Annotated in this window: 14 protein-coding genes and 4 tRNA genes; 15 read left to right on the top strand and 3 right to left on the bottom strand. The window is 57.3% G+C overall.

Annotation, left to right across the window (positions count from 1 at the left end):
* Positions 1 to 89: 89 nt before the first annotated feature.
* Together BKX96_RS22090 and BKX96_RS22085 are read left to right on the top strand one after the other, a co-directional pair.
* Positions 90 to 332, top strand: a complete 243-nt coding sequence (locus BKX96_RS22090) for a hypothetical protein (protein WP_046817988.1) — start codon at positions 90 to 92, stop codon at positions 330 to 332.
* A 29-nt stretch (positions 333 to 361) separates the two neighbouring features.
* Positions 362 to 1,111, top strand: a complete 750-nt coding sequence (locus BKX96_RS22085) for a TerC family protein (protein WP_046817989.1) — start codon at positions 362 to 364, stop codon at positions 1,109 to 1,111.
* A gap of 71 nt (positions 1,112 to 1,182) precedes the next feature.
* Here the strand turns inward: BKX96_RS22085 and BKX96_RS32905 are convergent, their stop codons facing one another.
* Complete coding sequence (locus tag BKX96_RS32905; protein ID WP_162488914.1) at positions 1,183 to 1,338, bottom strand: hypothetical protein; 156 nt, start codon at positions 1,336 to 1,338, stop codon at positions 1,183 to 1,185.
* 179 nt (positions 1,339 to 1,517) lie between these two features.
* Between BKX96_RS32905 and BKX96_RS22075 the strand changes: the two genes are divergently transcribed.
* The 3 genes from BKX96_RS22075 (at position 1,518) to BKX96_RS22065 (ending at position 2,774) form a co-directional block, all read left to right on the top strand.
* Positions 1,518 to 2,246, top strand: coding sequence for a peptidase C39 family protein (locus tag BKX96_RS22075; protein WP_077185480.1), 729 nt, complete (start codon positions 1,518 to 1,520; stop codon positions 2,244 to 2,246).
* 88 nt (positions 2,247 to 2,334) lie between these two features.
* Positions 2,335 to 2,541 (top strand): DUF6021 family protein, encoded by a 207-nt coding sequence (locus BKX96_RS22070; RefSeq protein ID WP_046817991.1) that lies wholly within the window; start codon positions 2,335 to 2,337, stop codon positions 2,539 to 2,541.
* Positions 2,542 to 2,558: 17 nt separating this feature from the next.
* Entirely contained in the window at positions 2,559 to 2,774 is a 216-nt protein-coding gene (locus BKX96_RS22065; RefSeq protein WP_046817992.1) for a hypothetical protein, read from the top strand.
* A 58-nt stretch (positions 2,775 to 2,832) separates the two neighbouring features.
* On the opposite strand, the gene pbpG is transcribed toward BKX96_RS22065, so the two are convergent.
* Positions 2,833 to 3,771, bottom strand: a complete 939-nt coding sequence (gene pbpG, locus BKX96_RS22060) for a D-alanyl-D-alanine endopeptidase (protein WP_046817993.1) — start codon at positions 3,769 to 3,771, stop codon at positions 2,833 to 2,835.
* A gap of 238 nt (positions 3,772 to 4,009) precedes the next feature.
* Positions 4,010 to 4,864 (bottom strand): bifunctional methylenetetrahydrofolate dehydrogenase/methenyltetrahydrofolate cyclohydrolase FolD, encoded by an 855-nt coding sequence (folD, locus tag BKX96_RS22055; RefSeq protein WP_046817994.1) that lies wholly within the window; start codon positions 4,862 to 4,864, stop codon positions 4,010 to 4,012.
* Positions 4,865 to 5,139: 275 nt separating this feature from the next.
* On the opposite strand from folD, the gene BKX96_RS22050 reads away from it, so the two are divergent.
* The 10 genes from BKX96_RS22050 (at position 5,140) to BKX96_RS22000 (ending at position 14,536) form a co-directional block, all read left to right on the top strand.
* Positions 5,140 to 5,216, top strand: a tRNA-Arg gene (locus BKX96_RS22050).
* Between the two features lie 32 nt (positions 5,217 to 5,248).
* Positions 5,249 to 5,324: transfer RNA gene (locus BKX96_RS22045), tRNA-His, on the top strand.
* A gap of 57 nt (positions 5,325 to 5,381) precedes the next feature.
* Positions 5,382 to 5,466: transfer RNA gene (locus BKX96_RS22040), tRNA-Leu, on the top strand.
* A 78-nt stretch (positions 5,467 to 5,544) separates the two neighbouring features.
* A tRNA-His gene (locus tag BKX96_RS22035) sits at positions 5,545 to 5,620 on the top strand.
* A gap of 396 nt (positions 5,621 to 6,016) precedes the next feature.
* Positions 6,017 to 7,327 carry a trigger factor gene (tig, locus tag BKX96_RS22030; protein WP_046817995.1) on the top strand — a complete coding sequence of 437 codons (1,311 nt, stop codon included), beginning with the start codon at positions 6,017 to 6,019 and terminating at the stop codon, positions 7,325 to 7,327.
* Between the two features lie 93 nt (positions 7,328 to 7,420).
* A complete protein-coding gene (gene clpP / locus BKX96_RS22025; protein WP_007951559.1) occupies positions 7,421 to 8,056 on the top strand; it encodes an ATP-dependent Clp endopeptidase proteolytic subunit ClpP in 636 nt (211 codons plus the stop codon).
* A 112-nt stretch (positions 8,057 to 8,168) separates the two neighbouring features.
* Positions 8,169 to 9,452, top strand: coding sequence for an ATP-dependent Clp protease ATP-binding subunit ClpX (gene clpX, locus BKX96_RS22020; RefSeq protein ID WP_046817996.1), 1,284 nt, complete (start codon positions 8,169 to 8,171; stop codon positions 9,450 to 9,452).
* Positions 9,453 to 9,613: 161 nt separating this feature from the next.
* Positions 9,614 to 12,010 carry an endopeptidase La gene (gene lon, locus BKX96_RS22015; protein WP_046817997.1) on the top strand — a complete coding sequence of 799 codons (2,397 nt, stop codon included), beginning with the start codon at positions 9,614 to 9,616 and terminating at the stop codon, positions 12,008 to 12,010.
* A gap of 149 nt (positions 12,011 to 12,159) precedes the next feature.
* Complete coding sequence (locus tag BKX96_RS22010) at positions 12,160 to 12,432, top strand: HU family DNA-binding protein (RefSeq protein ID WP_002552737.1); 273 nt, start codon at positions 12,160 to 12,162, stop codon at positions 12,430 to 12,432.
* A 232-nt stretch (positions 12,433 to 12,664) separates the two neighbouring features.
* The gene (locus BKX96_RS22000) at positions 12,665 to 14,536 is read left to right on the top strand and encodes a SurA N-terminal domain-containing protein (protein ID WP_077185479.1); all 1,872 of its coding nucleotides are present in this window, start codon (positions 12,665 to 12,667) and stop codon (positions 14,534 to 14,536) included.
* The last annotated feature ends 179 nt before the right edge of the window (positions 14,537 to 14,715 follow it).

Below are 14,715 nucleotides of genomic sequence, written 5' to 3'. Positions count from 1 at the left end.
GAATTTTCCTGAAGTGTTCATTTCCCTAGAATCCCTCGCTATCAACGGGCCATCGTTTCGGCCGCGTTTGTTATATCGAGGAAAATCACATGAAGCTTAAAGCGACGGCACTGCTGATCACGTCTTTACTGATTCTGGCCGGTTGTGACCAGGCCGAAAAAAGCGCCCAGCAGTTGATGGGCAAGGCGGCCGAAAGCGCGAAGCAGGCAATCGACGACACTCACAAAGCCGCCGAGCAAGCGCTCAGCGATGCCACCGGCGGACTGATCAGCAAAAAAGAATCATCGGAAAAAGAGGCGGAAAAATCCGCATCTTCCTCCCAGGAAATCTAAACCGTCTTACAGCGAGTCAGGACTGACCCATGGAATACCTTTTACAGCTAGCCGCCAGCCCCACCGCCTGGGTCGCCCTGGCCACCCTGGTAGTGATGGAAATCGTGCTCGGCATCGATAACCTCATCTTCATTTCGATCCTGACCAACAAACTGCCCGAGCAGCATCGGCAGAAGGCGCGGCGCATCGGTATCGGCATGGCGCTGATCCTGCGCTTGGGCTTGCTCAGCACCATCGCGTTCATCGTTCAGTTGACGGCGCCGGTGATCGAGATTCTTGGCCATGCGTTTTCCTGGAAGGACATGATCCTGGTCGCCGGCGGCCTGTTCCTGTTATGGAAAGCCACCACCGAGATCCATCACAGCATGGATCCGGCGCCGGAAGATCCGAAGTCGGCGACTTCGACCGTGACCCTGGGCTTTGCCGCGGCGATCGGCCAGATCCTGATGCTGGACATGGTGTTCTCCATCGACAGCATCATTACTGCTGTCGGCATGACCGAACATTTGCCGATCATGATCATTGCCGTGGTGGTGTCGGTGCTGGTGATGTTGCTGGCGGCGGATCCCCTGGCCAAGTTCATCAATGACAACCCGACGGTCGTGATGTTGGCCCTGGGCTTCCTGATCATGATCGGCATGACGCTGATCGCCGAAGGGTTTGGCGCCCACGTACCGAAGGGCTACGTTTATGCCGCGATGGCGTTCTCGGCAGCGATCGAGGTGTTGAACATGATGTCCCGGCGGGCAAGGCAGAAGCGGGTTGCTGCTGAAGCTTGATCCTCGCTGAAACGAAACGGCCGCCTGGAGTCCAGGCGGCCGTTTTTTTATGCATGACCCAAAGCGTTCGTTCAGTGGGCGTTTGCGTGTTGAGCAGCGCCTTTGTCGGTTTTCGCCAGGGGGGCCGGCTGGGCAGGGTGATGGTGCCGGCGGGTAATGCGCAGGACGCCCCACAGCATGGCGGCGGCTACCGCCAGCCAGCCGGAAATCAGCATTACGATTGTCATAGCCAGGCTCATCGAGGCCTCCTCTTTGCCCTGCAGCGGGCACACACGCTATTCAAGTGACAGTCTAGCCGCTGGCGTGTTTCAAGCTATTGACCAAAGGTCGCCTGTCATCAACCAGTTTGCTCTATCGAATGCAAACGACTGCCGGTTAAGGCTATACCGCCGCGGCGCGGCGTCCTATTATCGACGGCCAAGCCGGGAATGCGATTGCCTGGCAACTGAACATGAGAGTGATGATGGTACGAGTAATGTCTCGAATTCTATCGGCGGCGCTGATCGTGGGGTGCGTCGCCAGTCTGGCGGGCTGCGCGGGGAGCGTATCGCCGCAGATCAAGCGCCTGCCGGAACGGGTCGAACTCAGCGGTCGGTTCTACAAGGGCGTAGCGAATCAAAGCGGGCCGCAGGTCCTGGCGAGCATGCTATCGCAGCAGGGCATCGTGATTACCCCGGGGCTCCTCGACAAACCGTTGCGTTTGCCGGGCGCCGAAGCCCAATTGCAACAGAACATGCAAAACCTCGCCCGCGAATACGGCATGGTGGTCTATCCCCTCGACAGCAATCTGCCCGCCTTGCTGACCCAGGTCGCGGCCGGCTACCCGGTTATGGTGCGCTTCACCGAAGGCTCGGCGCTGTGGTCCGAGCCGCGTTACGCGATCCTGACCGGCTACAACCGGCAGAAGCAGACTGTTTTGCTGCGCGCGGGCATGGATCAGCGCTTGATGATGAGCTTCGGCTCGTTCGAGTCGGCGTTCAAGGACGCCGGTGGATGGGCGGTGTTGATCCAGAACCCGACCCAGTTGCCCGCTCAGGTCGATCAGCAACGTTGGCTGAAGGCAGCTAACGATCTCGCCCAGTCAGGCCAGGAACAGGCTGCCGCCAAGGCGAAGAAAGCGCTGGGTGCGCAGTAAGCCCGTTCGTCACCCGCCCGGCACCTGTGCTCATCGCCAGCCTCTTATATGAAAGGGCGCGGATTTTCCCGGCCCCCCAGGAGGCGCCATGGCCCATTCCAATACCCCCGACGGCCCTCACTCGTCCGAGCATTCGTCTGGCGATGAGCTGGGGTTCGATCCCGACTCCCCGGACCTTTCTGACCCTGCGGTCGATCCTATCGGGCCGGCCAAGGCACCCAGGGATGTGAAGCCGGATGACGATTCCAAGGCTCCGGCGAAACCCTACGATCCACTGGGCGATCTCAAACCCTAGCTCCCATGGAGGTGCGCATGTCTACCGATTCGAGTTTCAACGACAAACGTCCGGAAACCGTACCGACCACGCCCGAGCAGGACACGGACCCGGTGATGGATCCGGACAGTCCGATGCGCGATCCACTGGCGCGGCCCACGGTGGTGCCCACCGAGCATCCCAAGGGCTGGCACGACCCAAGCAAAGGCGATGGCATTCCCGATGATGACCAGATGCCGCTGCCGAACGATTAACCACTGACAAAAAAAAGCCCCGGATAATCGGGGCTCTTGCCTGTTGCAGCGGTTCTGCTTACTTCGAAGCTTCTAACACGCCGCTCTGGCGCTGCTTGAGGTTCTTGTCCGATTTGTACTGCAAGGCGGCGGAAGCCACGGCGGCGCTCTTGCCGGTTTCGACCCAGTTGCGAATACGCGCGGCATCGGCAAAGTGGGTATATTTGCCATAAGCGTCAAGCAGCACCAGGGCAACCGGACGGTTGCTCATCCGGGTCACCAGTACCAGGCAGTGCCCAGCTGCGTTGGTGAAACCGGTCTTGGTCAGCTGGATGTCCCAGTCCGGCTTGCGAACCAAATGGTCGGTATTGCGAAAACCCAGGCTGTAGACGGGTTTGCGGAAGGTGACGGTTTTCTCTTTGGTGGTGCTCAGCTCGGTCAGCAACGGGTATTTGTGCGCGGCGATCAACAGTTTGCTCAGGTCACGCGCGGTCGATACGTTTCGCGCGGACAGACCGGTCGGTTCGACGAAATGCGTATTGGTCATGCCCAGGGCCCTGGCCTTGGCGTTCATTGCAGCAATGAACGCGGCATAGCCGCCTGGATAGTGGTGGGCGAGGCTGGCGGCGGCGCGATTTTCCGAGGACATCAGGGCAATCAGCAGCATTTCCCGGCGTGGCAGTTCGCTCCTGAGTTTTACCCGGGAGTACACGCCTTTCATTTCTGGCGTGTCGCTGATGTCGATGTTGATGAATTCGTCCATGTTCTGCCGGGCTTCAACCACGACCAGCCCGGTCATCAGTTTGCTGACCGAAGCGATGGGGACGACGACGTCCGGATTGCTGGCAAAGATGACTTTGTTGGTCTGCATATCCAGTAGCAAGGAGCTGCCGGAAGCAAGCTTGAGTTGCGAAGTATCGCGAGGCGCTGCGGTGGTTTCGCCAGCGTTGGCAATGGGCGTGATGAAAGTCCCTGTAACTGCAAAAAATAGGCTCAGGATGGAAAGACGGATTTTCACGCTGGCAGACTCAATAAAGTGTTGATAAGCCGTTTTGTAACGGGCTATTTCCCAAAAAGCGCGACATTCTGGAGTATGGCTGAATAACTGTCGATGGTTGTTCGAGGGCAGTGCGAAAGACCTTCGAAAGATAAAAAAAACGTCATTTTCCGGCGGATGGTCATCCTGTTCTACAGGCAAAAAAGAACCCCGCCATGGGCGGGGTTCCTTGTGTCGCTGACTACCTTTGCCTTCAGCCTCAGCTGTGCAGGGTTTCAGCGGCGTACAGGGTGTTTTCCAGCAGGCAGGCACGGGTCATCGGTCCAACGCCACCCGGCACTGGCGTGATCCAGCCGGCACGGGGCAGGGCGGTTTCGTAGATCACGTCACCCACCAGCTTGCCGTCTTCCTGGCGGTTGATGCCGACGTCGATCACGATCGCGCCTTCCTTGATCCACTCGCCTTTTACCAGGCCCGGCTTGCCAGCGGCGACGACCACCAGGTCGGCGCGTCCGACGTGACCGGCCAGGTCCTTGGTGAAACGGTGGGTGACGGTCACGGTGCAACCGGCCAGCAACAGTTCCATCGCCATCGGGCGTCCGACGATGTTGGAAGCGCCGACCACCACCGCGTTCATCCCGTAGAGATCGGCGCCGGTGCTTTCCAGCAGGGTCATGATGCCTTTCGGTGTGCAGGGGCGCAGCAACGGGATGCGTTGAGCCAGGCGCCCGACGTTATAAGGATGGAAGCCATCGACGTCTTTATCTGGACGAATGCGTTCCAGCAATTTCGAGGCATCCAGATGTTCCGGAAGAGGAAGCTGAAGCAGGACGCCGTCAATCGCCGGATCGTCATTGAGGCGATCGATCAGATCGGCCAGCGCTTGTTGAGTGGTGTCGGAAGGCAGGTCATAGGCCTGGGACAGGAAGCCGACCTCTTCACAGTCTTTACGCTTGTGCGAGACATAAACCTGAGAGGCAGGATCGCTGCCGACCAGGATCACCGCGAGGCCCGGCGTGCGCAGACCTTGCTGGCGACGCTCGTTGACGCGTTGGGCGATCTGCTGGCGCAGGCTGGCGGCGATCGATTTGCCGTCGATAAGTTGTGCAGTCATTGCGCGTGATTAACCATCGAGAGGGGAAAAAAAGAGAGCGTATTCTCGCATGTCATGCGGTGAGGGCAAAGGCGCTTGGTCTGCAAATTCCGCTAACCCCTTTAATTAAATGAATTTTTTTTAAAAAGGATTTGACGACCTGCGGGGGGCTCTATACTATTCGTCGCACTTGTCGGGCACAGCCTAGCACTGGTTGAGAAGGTTAAGCGGGATTACGGTTCTGCAAGACTGAAAAGCACTTAGTTTGTAGTCCTCCAAGAGTACAGATTAACAAGGCGCCCGTAGCTCAGCTGGATAGAGCATCCGCCTTCTAAGCGGATGGTCGCAGGTTCGAGTCCTGCCGGGTGCGCCATTAGGCAGCTTTGGCACAAGTAACGCGATATGGTGGGCGTAGCTCAGTTGGTAGAGCACGGGATTGTGACTCCCGTTGTCGTGGGTTCGATCCCCATCGTCCACCCCATATTTCGAAGGGCGCCAGATTAACAGTCTGGCGCCTTTGCTTTAAAGGCTTCATCCCGCGGATGTGGTGGAATTGGTAGACACACTGGATTTAGGTTCCAGCGCCGCGAGGCGTAAGAGTTCGAGTCTCTTCATCCGCACCAAACAAGACTTCAGCCATGCCGCCTGGCCTGGTTGGAGTTCGACAAAGAAGTGATTTGGCTTCTTTGTTACGCAATATGGTGGGCGTAGCTCAGTTGGTAGAGCACGGGATTGTGACTCCCGTTGTCGTGGGTTCGATCCCCATCGTCCACCCCATATTTCGAAAAGGCGCCAGATTAATAGTCTGGCGCCTTTTTTTGTTTCAGCGATTTCAGCGGCTGCAGGTTCTGGGTCGCAGGGGCAGGGCGTTTCGTCGTATTTATGTTTCGCGATGATGCCGTGCTGCCCGCCGGCCTTGCTTGCAAGATCGGCTGTCAGGGAGATGATCGGCAACCTCTTCTATATAAGGAAGGGTTGGCGCAGAGCCTTGGCGTGATTGGCTGTATTTGCCACCGGGGCGAGGTGCACTCGTGCATTCGCACCTATAAATTGCCTGCTGCGTTTTTACCCGTTTTCAGTAGGGTGACTTCTTGAGTTTGACCCACTAGAATGCATGCCCTTGATTCTGGGGTCGGAAACGGCCGGCTAACGTCTGTGCAACGAGGAATATCCATGCAAGTTTCTGTTGAAAATACTTCTGCTCTTGAGCGCCGCATGAGCATCACCGTGCCGGCTGAGCGCATCGAGACTCAGGTCAACAAGCGTCTGCAGCAGACTGCCCAAAAGGCCAAGATTGCTGGCTTCCGTCCAGGCAAAGTGCCAATGAGCGAAATCAAGCGTCGTTTCGGCGCTGAAGCTCGCCAGGAAGCGGTAGGCGACGTCATCCAGTCTTCTTTCTACGAAGCTGTGGTTGAGCAGAAGCTGAACCCGGCGGGTTCGCCGTCGATCGAGCCAAAGTCCCTGGAAGCGGGCAAGGACCTGGAATACGTAGCCGTATTCGAAGTGTTCCCTGAGTTCACCGTTGCCGGTTTCGAAGGTATCACCGTAGAGCGCCTGAGCGCTGACGTGGCAGATGCCGACCTGGACAAGATGCTGGACATCCTGCGCAAGCAGAACACCCGTTTCGAAGTGGCCGAACGTGCTGCCCAGAACGAAGACCAGCTGAACATTGATTTCGTTGGCAAGGTCGACGGTGAAGTGTTCGCTGGCGGTTCCGCCAAGGGCACCCAGCTGGTACTGGGCTCCGGCCGCATGATCCCTGGCTTCGAAGACGGCCTGGTTGGCGCTAAAGCTGGCGAAGAGCGCGTTCTGAACCTGACCTTCCCTGAGGACTATCAGAACCTGGACCTGGCTGGCAAAACCGCCGAGTTCACCGTGACCGTCAACACCGTTTCCGAGCCAAAACTGCCAGAGCTGAACGAAGAGTTCTTCGCTCAATTCGGCATCAAGGAAAGCGGCATCGACGGTTTCCGCACCGAAGTTCGCAAGAACATGGAGCGCGAACTGCGTCAGGCGATCAAATCCAAGGTCAAGAACCAGGTCATGGACGGTCTGCTGGCTACCAACCCGATCGAAGTGCCAAAGGCCCTGCTGTCCAACGAAGTTGACCGTCTGCGCGTGCAGGCTGTTCAACAGTTTGGCGGCAACATCAAGCCAGACCAACTGCCGGCCGAGCTGTTCGAAGAGCAAGCCAAGCGCCGTGTTGTCCTGGGCCTGATCGTGGCTGAAGTGGTCAAGCAATTCGACCTGAAGCCTGACGAAGCCCGCGTTCGCGAGATGATTCAGGAAATGGCTTCGGCCTACCAGGAGCCTGAGCAAGTTGTGTCCTGGTACTACAAGAACGACCAGCAACTGAACGAAGTTCGTTCTGTTGTGCTGGAAGAGCAAGTTGTGGATACTGTTCTGCAGAAAGCTAGCGTGACCGACAAATCGGTCTCTTACGAAGAAGCGGTCAAGCCGGTAGAAGCTCCACAAGCCGACTGATCATTTTTGCGCTAAGAAGCACACACCATAAGCCAGCTCTCGAGCTGGCTTATGCGTATTCAAGACATAACTATTTGGGAGTGACTGCAGAGCATGTTCCGTAATTCGTATATTCAGCAGAACTCTGATATCCAGGCCGCAGGCGGCCTGGTCCCGATGGTTGTCGAGCAGTCCGCTCGCGGCGAGCGCGCCTACGACATCTACTCGCGTCTCCTCAAGGAGCGAGTGATCTTTCTGGTGGGTCCGGTAGAGGACTACATGGCCAACCTGATCTGTGCGCAACTGCTGTTCCTTGAAGCGGAAAACCCGGACAAGGACATCCATCTCTATATCAACTCCCCGGGCGGTTCGGTGACGGCGGGCATGTCGATCTACGACACCATGCAGTTCATCAAACCCAATGTGTCCACCACCTGTATTGGTCAGGCGTGCAGCATGGGCGCGTTTTTGCTGACGGCCGGCGCCCCAGGCAAGCGTTTCTGCCTGCCGAACTCGCGCGTGATGATTCACCAGCCGCTGGGCGGTTTCCAGGGCCAGGCTTCGGATATCGAAATCCATGCCAAGGAAATTCTCTTCATTCGCGAGCGTCTCAACACGCTGATGGCCAAGCACAGCGGCCGTACCCTTGAAGAAATCGAGCGCGATACCAACCGCGACAACTTCATGAGTGCAGAAGCTGCGAAGGAATATGGCTTGATCGACGAAGTGATCAACCAACGCCCCGCGTAAAATAAGCAGCTCAAAATAGGGGTGGTCGGCGGGTCCGATCACCAGCGGGCTTGAAAAAGCCCGCAATAGCCTTCATCTTGTGTTGCAAGCCTATCGGATTTGGATCGAACGAATGACTGACACCCGCAACGGCGAGGACAACGGCAAGCTGCTCTATTGCTCCTTCTGTGGCAAAAGCCAGCATGAAGTACGCAAATTGATTGCCGGCCCCTCGGTCTTTATCTGCGACGAGTGCGTCGACCTGTGCAATGACATCATCCGTGAGGAGGTGCAGGAAGCCCAGGCCGAGAGCAGCGCGCATAAATTGCCTTCGCCCAAAGAAATCAGCGGCATCCTTGATCAGTATGTGATTGGTCAGGAGCGTGCGAAAAAGGTTCTGGCCGTAGCGGTGTACAACCACTACAAGCGTCTTAACCAGCGTGACAAAAAGAGCGACGATGTCGAACTCGGCAAGAGCAACATCTTGCTGATCGGCCCGACAGGCTCGGGTAAAACCCTGCTTGCCGAAACATTGGCGCGCTTGCTGAACGTTCCGTTCACGATTGCCGACGCAACCACCCTCACCGAGGCGGGTTACGTGGGTGAAGATGTCGAGAACATCATTCAGAAGCTGTTGCAGAAGTGCGATTACGACGTGGAAAAGGCCCAGATGGGCATTGTCTACATCGATGAGATCGACAAGATCTCGCGTAAATCCGACAACCCGTCGATCACCCGGGACGTTTCCGGTGAAGGCGTGCAGCAGGCCTTGCTCAAACTGATCGAAGGCACGGTCGCTAGCGTTCCTCCTCAAGGTGGTCGCAAGCATCCGCAGCAGGAATTCCTTCAGGTCGACACCCGTAACATCCTGTTCATCTGCGGTGGTGCGTTCTCCGGTCTGGAAAAGGTTATTCAAAACCGTTCCACCAAGGGCGGCATCGGTTTCGGCGCGGAAGTGCGCAGCAAGGAAGAAGGCAAGAAAGTCGGTGAATCCCTGCGTGAAGTCGAGCCTGACGATCTGGTCAAGTTCGGTCTGATCCCGGAATTCGTCGGACGTCTGCCGGTCCTGGCCACGCTGGACGAGCTTGATGAGGCTGCGCTGATGCAGATCCTCACCGAGCCGAAAAATGCGCTCACCAAGCAATACGCCAAGCTGTTCGAGATGGAAGGCGTGGACCTGGAATTCCGGGCCGACGCACTGAAATCGGTCGCAAAACGCGCGCTGGAACGCAAGACCGGCGCTCGTGGACTGCGGTCGATTCTTGAAGGTGTGTTGCTCGACACTATGTATGAAATCCCCTCGCAGTCCGAGGTGAGTAAAGTAGTGATCGATGAAAGCGTTATAGAAGGCAAGTCCAAGCCACTGTATATCTACGAAAACAGTGAGCCTGCTGCCAAGGCCGCGCCAGACGCCTAAGCGTCACGCCGCCGGTACAAAGAAGGGGCCTTCGGGCCCCTTTGCTTTTTGCGCTTTTTAACACTGTCTTAGTGCTTGTTTTTTTTGAAGGCAGCCCCCATCTTGGTTTCAAGCTTACATCCATCTGTTTCCGGCCTTATGGCCGCCGTAGAGGCGAAATCATGAAGACAACCATCGAATTGCCTCTCCTGCCATTGCGTGATGTCGTGGTTTATCCGCACATGGTTATCCCGCTGTTCGTGGGGCGCGAGAAATCCATCGAAGCCCTCGAGGCCGCGATGACGGGCGACAAGCAGATCCTTCTGCTGGCCCAGAGAAACCCTGCAGACGACGATCCCGGCGAAGACGCACTTTACCGTGTAGGTACGATTGCGACCGTTCTGCAGCTGCTCAAGCTGCCTGACGGCACGGTCAAGGTTCTGGTCGAAGGCGAGCAGCGCGGCGCCGTGGAGCGCTTCAGCGAAGTGGACGGCCACTGCCGTGCCGAAGTGTCGTTGATCGACGAGGTCGATGCGCCGGAGCGCGAATCGGAAGTGTTCGTTCGCAGCCTGCTGTCGCAGTTCGAACAATATGTGCAGTTGGGCAAGAAAGTCCCGGCTGAGGTCCTGTCGTCGCTCAACAGCATCGACGAACCAGGTCGCCTGGTCGACACCATGGCCGCGCACATGGCGCTGAAAATCGAGCAGAAGCAGGAAATTCTCGAAATCATCGACCTGTCGGCCCGTGTTGAGCACGTCCTGGCCCTGCTGGATGCCGAGATCGATCTGCTGCAGGTCGAAAAGCGCATTCGCGGTCGTGTCAAAAAGCAAATGGAGCGCAGTCAGCGCGAGTACTACCTGAATGAGCAGATGAAGGCCATTCAGAAAGAACTCGGTGACAGCGACGAAGGGCATAACGAAGTCGAAGAGCTGAAAAAGCGCATCGATGCCGCCGGCCTGCCGAAAGACGCGCTCGCCAAGGCCACTGCCGAGCTGAACAAGCTCAAGCAGATGTCGCCGATGTCTGCCGAAGCGACAGTGGTTCGTTCCTACATCGACTGGCTGGTCCAGGTGCCGTGGAAGGCCCAGAGCAAGGTACGCCTTGATCTGGCCCGCGCAGAAGACATTCTCGACGCCGATCACTATGGCCTCGAAGAGGTCAAGGAACGCATTCTCGAATACCTCGCCGTGCAGAAGCGCGTGAAGAAGATTCGTGGTCCGGTCTTGTGCCTGGTAGGTCCTCCAGGGGTGGGTAAAACCTCGCTGGCGGAGTCCATTGCACACGCCACCAACCGTAAATTCGTGCGAATGGCCCTCGGTGGCGTGCGCGATGAAGCGGAAATTCGTGGTCATCGCCGTACTTATATCGGTTCGATGCCGGGAAGATTGATTCAAAAAATGACAAAAGTGGGCGTGCGCAACCCGCTGTTCCTGCTCGATGAAATCGACAAGATGGGCAGCGACATGCGTGGCGATCCAGCGTCGGCGTTGCTGGAAGTGCTCGATCCCGAGCAAAACCACAACTTCAACGATCACTATCTGGAAGTCGATTACGACCTGTCAGATGTGATGTTCCTGTGCACCTCCAACTCCATGAACATTCCACCGGCGCTGCTGGACCGGATGGAAGTGATTCGTCTGCCCGGCTACACCGAAGACGAGAAGATCAACATCGCCGTCAAGTACCTCTCGCCCAAGCAGATCACGGCCAACGGCCTGAAGAAAGGCGAGCTGGAATTCGACGCCGAAGCGATCCGCGATATCATCCGCTATTACACTCGCGAAGCCGGTGTACGGGGCCTGGAACGCCAGATTGCCAAGGTTTGCCGCAAGGCGGTCAAAGAGCATGCGCTGGAAAAACGCTTCTCCGTCAAGGTCACTGCGGACGATCTGGAACACTTCCTGGGCGTGCGTAAATTCCGCTACGGCCTGGCAGAGCAACAGGACCAGATCGGTCAGGTTACCGGCTTGGCGTGGACCCAGGTGGGCGGTGAATTGCTGACCATCGAAGCCGCTGTCGTTCCGGGCAAAGGCCAGTTGATCAAGACCGGTTCCCTGGGTGACGTGATGGTCGAATCGATCACCGCGGCCCTGACCGTTGTGCGCAGCCGGGCGAAGAGCCTGGGCATTCCCCTGGACTTCCACGAGAAGCGCGACACGCACATCCACATGCCGGAAGGGGCGACCCCCAAGGACGGCCCTAGCGCTGGCGTGGGCATGTGCACGGCATTGGTCTCGGCATTGACCGGCATCCCTGTGCGTGCGGATGTCGCCATGACGGGGGAAATTACCCTGCGTGGCCAGGTATTGGCGATTGGTGGCTTGAAGGAAAAACTGCTTGCTGCGCATCGTGGCGGAATCAAGACCGTGATCATTCCTGAAGAGAATGTTCGCGATTTGAAGGAAATTCCGGACAATATCAAGCAAGATCTTCAGATTAAACCAGTTAAATGGATTGACGAGGTCCTGCAAATTGCGCTGCAATACGCCCCGGAGCCCTTACCGGATGTGGCTCCGGAGATAGTCGCGAAGGATGAGAAACGTGACGCAGATTCTAAGGAAAGAATTAGCACGCATTAGTACGTATTTGCCTGGGGGGCTTCCTTGACAGCTTTTTAGAGCCCTTGTTATAAAGCGGCTCTTAAGTGTCTGTAGGCCATTCAGCACTCGTTTTTGCTTTCACCAAAAAAACTTAGAATCATACTCAAATAGATATAAGGGGACTTAGAGTGAACAAGTCGGAACTGATTGATGCTATCGCTGCATCCGCTGATATCCCGAAAGCTGCTGCTGGCCGTGCGCTGGACGCTGTAATCGAATCCGTCACTGGCGCTCTCAAGGCCGGCGACTCCGTGGTTCTGGTTGGTTTCGGTACTTTCTCCGTAACTGATCGTCCAGCTCGCATCGGTCGTAACCCACAGACCGGCAAGACGCTGGAAATCGCAGCTGCCAAAAAACCAGGTTTCAAAGCCGGTAAAGCACTGAAAGAAGCTGTCAACTAAGTTCCATTCAGGTTTTTGCCTATCCGGGTCGGGGTCATGCCTGACCTGGCAGCGGAGCGGTAGTCCAGTCGGCAGTTTGCCGGTCCGAGACGCCGAGGCTCGCACAGTCGAGTCATCGGTCCGCTCCGCCAGTTACGAGAAGGCGCATCCTCGGATGCGCCTTTCTTCTATCCGGATTCTACCCACGCTCCACGGTTGCCTAATTTGAAGTTCAACCGTTTATGGGGGACGCATGCTGCAAAATATCAGGGACAATTCACAAGGCTGGATTGCCAAGACCATTATCGGGGTCATCGTTGCACTGATGGCCTTGACCGGTTTCGACGCCATTTTCCAGGCCACGACGAGCAAGAACGAAGCGGCGAAGGTCAATGGTGAAGAAATCAGCCAGAACGAGCTGAGCCAGGCGGTCGATATGCAACGCCGTCAACTCATGCAACAGCTGGGCAAGGATTTCGATGCCTCCTTGCTCGACGAAAAAATGCTGCGCGAATCGGCCCTCAAAGGCCTGATCGACCGCAAGCTGCTGCTGCAAGGCGCAGAAAACTCCAAATTCGCTTTCTCCGAAGCGGCGCTGGACCAGGTCATCCTGCAAACACCCGAATTCCAGGTGGATGGCAAGTTCAGCCCTGAGCGCTTCGATCAGGTGATTCGTCAACTCGGCTACAGCCGCATGCAGTTCCGCCAGATGCTGGCCCAGGAAATGCTGATCGGACAACTGCGCGCCGGTTTGGCGGGTAGCGGTTTCGTCACCGATGCACAGGTCCTGGCTTTTGCCCGTCTGGAAAAACAGACCCGCGATTTCGCTTCCCTGAACATCAAGGTCGACCCGTCATCCGTGAAGGTGACCGACGAAGAGGTCAAGGCCTATTACGACGAGCACGCCAAGGAATTCATGACGCCGGACCAGGTGGTCATCGATTATCTGGAGTTGAAGAAGGCCTCCTTCTTTGATCAGGTCAGCGTCAAGGACGAGGACCTGCAAGCGGCGTATCAGAAAGAAACCGCGAACCTGGCCGAACAACGCCGGGCTGCGCACATTCTGATCGAAGTGAACGACAAGACCACCGAAGCACAGGCCAAGGCCAAGATCGAAGAGATCCAGGCCCGCCTGGACAAGGGTGAGAAGTTCGATGCCCTGGCCAAGGAGTTCTCCCAGGACCCGGGTTCGGCGAACAATGGCGGCGACCTGGGCTACGCAGGTCCTGGCGTCTATGACCCGGCGTTCGAGAAAGCCCTGTATGCATTGGCCCAGGATCAGGTTTCCGAGCCGATTCGCACCGACTTCGGTTTCCACCTGATCAAGCTGTTGGGCGTGGAAGCGCCTGAAGTGCCGACGTTGGCCAGCCTGAAAGACAAGCTGACCCGCGATTTGAAGGCCCAGCAGGTCGAGCAGCGTTTCGTCGAAGCGACCAAGCAACTGGAAGACGCCGCGTTCGAAGCGTCCGATCTGGTCCAGCCGGCGCAAGACCTGAATCTGACCGTTCATACTTCCGCGCCATTCGGCCGTGAAGGGGGCGAAGGCATCGCGGCCAACCGTGCCGTGATCACCGCAGCGTTCAGTCCGGAAGTGCTGGATGAGAGTGCCAACAGCACCGCCATCGAGCTCGACCCCGATACTGTGGTCGTATTGCGTGCCAAAGAACACCTCAAGCCAGCGCAACTGCCACTGGAAAAGGTCGAAGGCCCGATCCGCCTGCAATTGGCCAAGGAGCACGCCAGTGCTGCCGCCAAGACCCGCGCTGACGAGCTGATTGCCGGCCTGCGCGATGGCAAGACCCCTCTGGACAAGCCGGTCGACGGTCAGAGCTGGAAGATTACCGAAGCCGCGACCCGCGCTCAGGAAGGCATAGACCCGACTGTGCTGCAGGCGCTGTTCCGCATGCCCAAGCCTGCGGCCAAGGACAAGCCGACTTTCAGCAGCGTCACCTTGCCTGATGGCAGCCTGATGATCGTGCGCCTGAACGGCGTGAACGAGGCCGCAACGCCGACCGAAGAAGAGAAGGCTCAATACCGTCGCTTCCTCGCTTCGCGCGTTGGCCAGCAAGACTTCGCGGCTTACCGCAAGCAGCTGGAAAGCCAGGCCGAGATCAAGCGATTCTGATCCCTGTCCGTGTTTTCTGCGTGAAATGAAGACCCCGGCCGCAAGGCCGGGGTTTTTTTTCGTCTTCATTGCGAAATGGCGGCAATTTTCTCCCGACCATCGGGTCAACACCCCTGTAACTGTTTTAAGACACAATCGGTACGCCGCTAAGCATCGATCTGTTGCACAATACGCCCCGA

Source organism: Pseudomonas putida, from assembly GCF_001976065.1.
Classification (GTDB): Bacteria; Pseudomonadota; Gammaproteobacteria; order Pseudomonadales; family Pseudomonadaceae; genus Aquipseudomonas; species Aquipseudomonas serbica.
This window is presented reverse-complemented; position numbering and strand designations above follow the sequence as displayed.

What these genes read in the sequence shown, in the direction of transcription:
- BKX96_RS22000 (WP_077185479.1), top strand. Translation starts at nt 12,665, where the DNA reads ATGCTGCAAAATATCAGGGACAATTCACAAGGCTGGATTGCCAAGACC.
- BKX96_RS22090 (WP_046817988.1), top strand. Translation starts at nt 90, where the DNA reads ATGAAGCTTAAAGCGACGGCACTGCTGATCACGTCTTTACTGATTCTG.
- clpP (WP_007951559.1), top strand. Translation starts at nt 7,421, where the DNA reads ATGTTCCGTAATTCGTATATTCAGCAGAACTCTGATATCCAGGCCGCA.
- BKX96_RS22070 (WP_046817991.1), top strand. Translation starts at nt 2,335, where the DNA reads ATGGCCCATTCCAATACCCCCGACGGCCCTCACTCGTCCGAGCATTCG.
- folD (WP_046817994.1), bottom strand. Translation starts at nt 4,864, where the DNA reads ATGACTGCACAACTTATCGACGGCAAATCGATCGCCGCCAGCCTGCGC.
- clpX (WP_046817996.1), top strand. Translation starts at nt 8,169, where the DNA reads ATGACTGACACCCGCAACGGCGAGGACAACGGCAAGCTGCTCTATTGC.
- lon (WP_046817997.1), top strand. Translation starts at nt 9,614, where the DNA reads ATGAAGACAACCATCGAATTGCCTCTCCTGCCATTGCGTGATGTCGTG.
- BKX96_RS32905 (WP_162488914.1), bottom strand. Translation starts at nt 1,338, where the DNA reads ATGACAATCGTAATGCTGATTTCCGGCTGGCTGGCGGTAGCCGCCGCC.
- BKX96_RS22085 (WP_046817989.1), top strand. Translation starts at nt 362, where the DNA reads ATGGAATACCTTTTACAGCTAGCCGCCAGCCCCACCGCCTGGGTCGCC.
- BKX96_RS22065 (WP_046817992.1), top strand. Translation starts at nt 2,559, where the DNA reads ATGTCTACCGATTCGAGTTTCAACGACAAACGTCCGGAAACCGTACCG.
- tig (WP_046817995.1), top strand. Translation starts at nt 6,017, where the DNA reads ATGCAAGTTTCTGTTGAAAATACTTCTGCTCTTGAGCGCCGCATGAGC.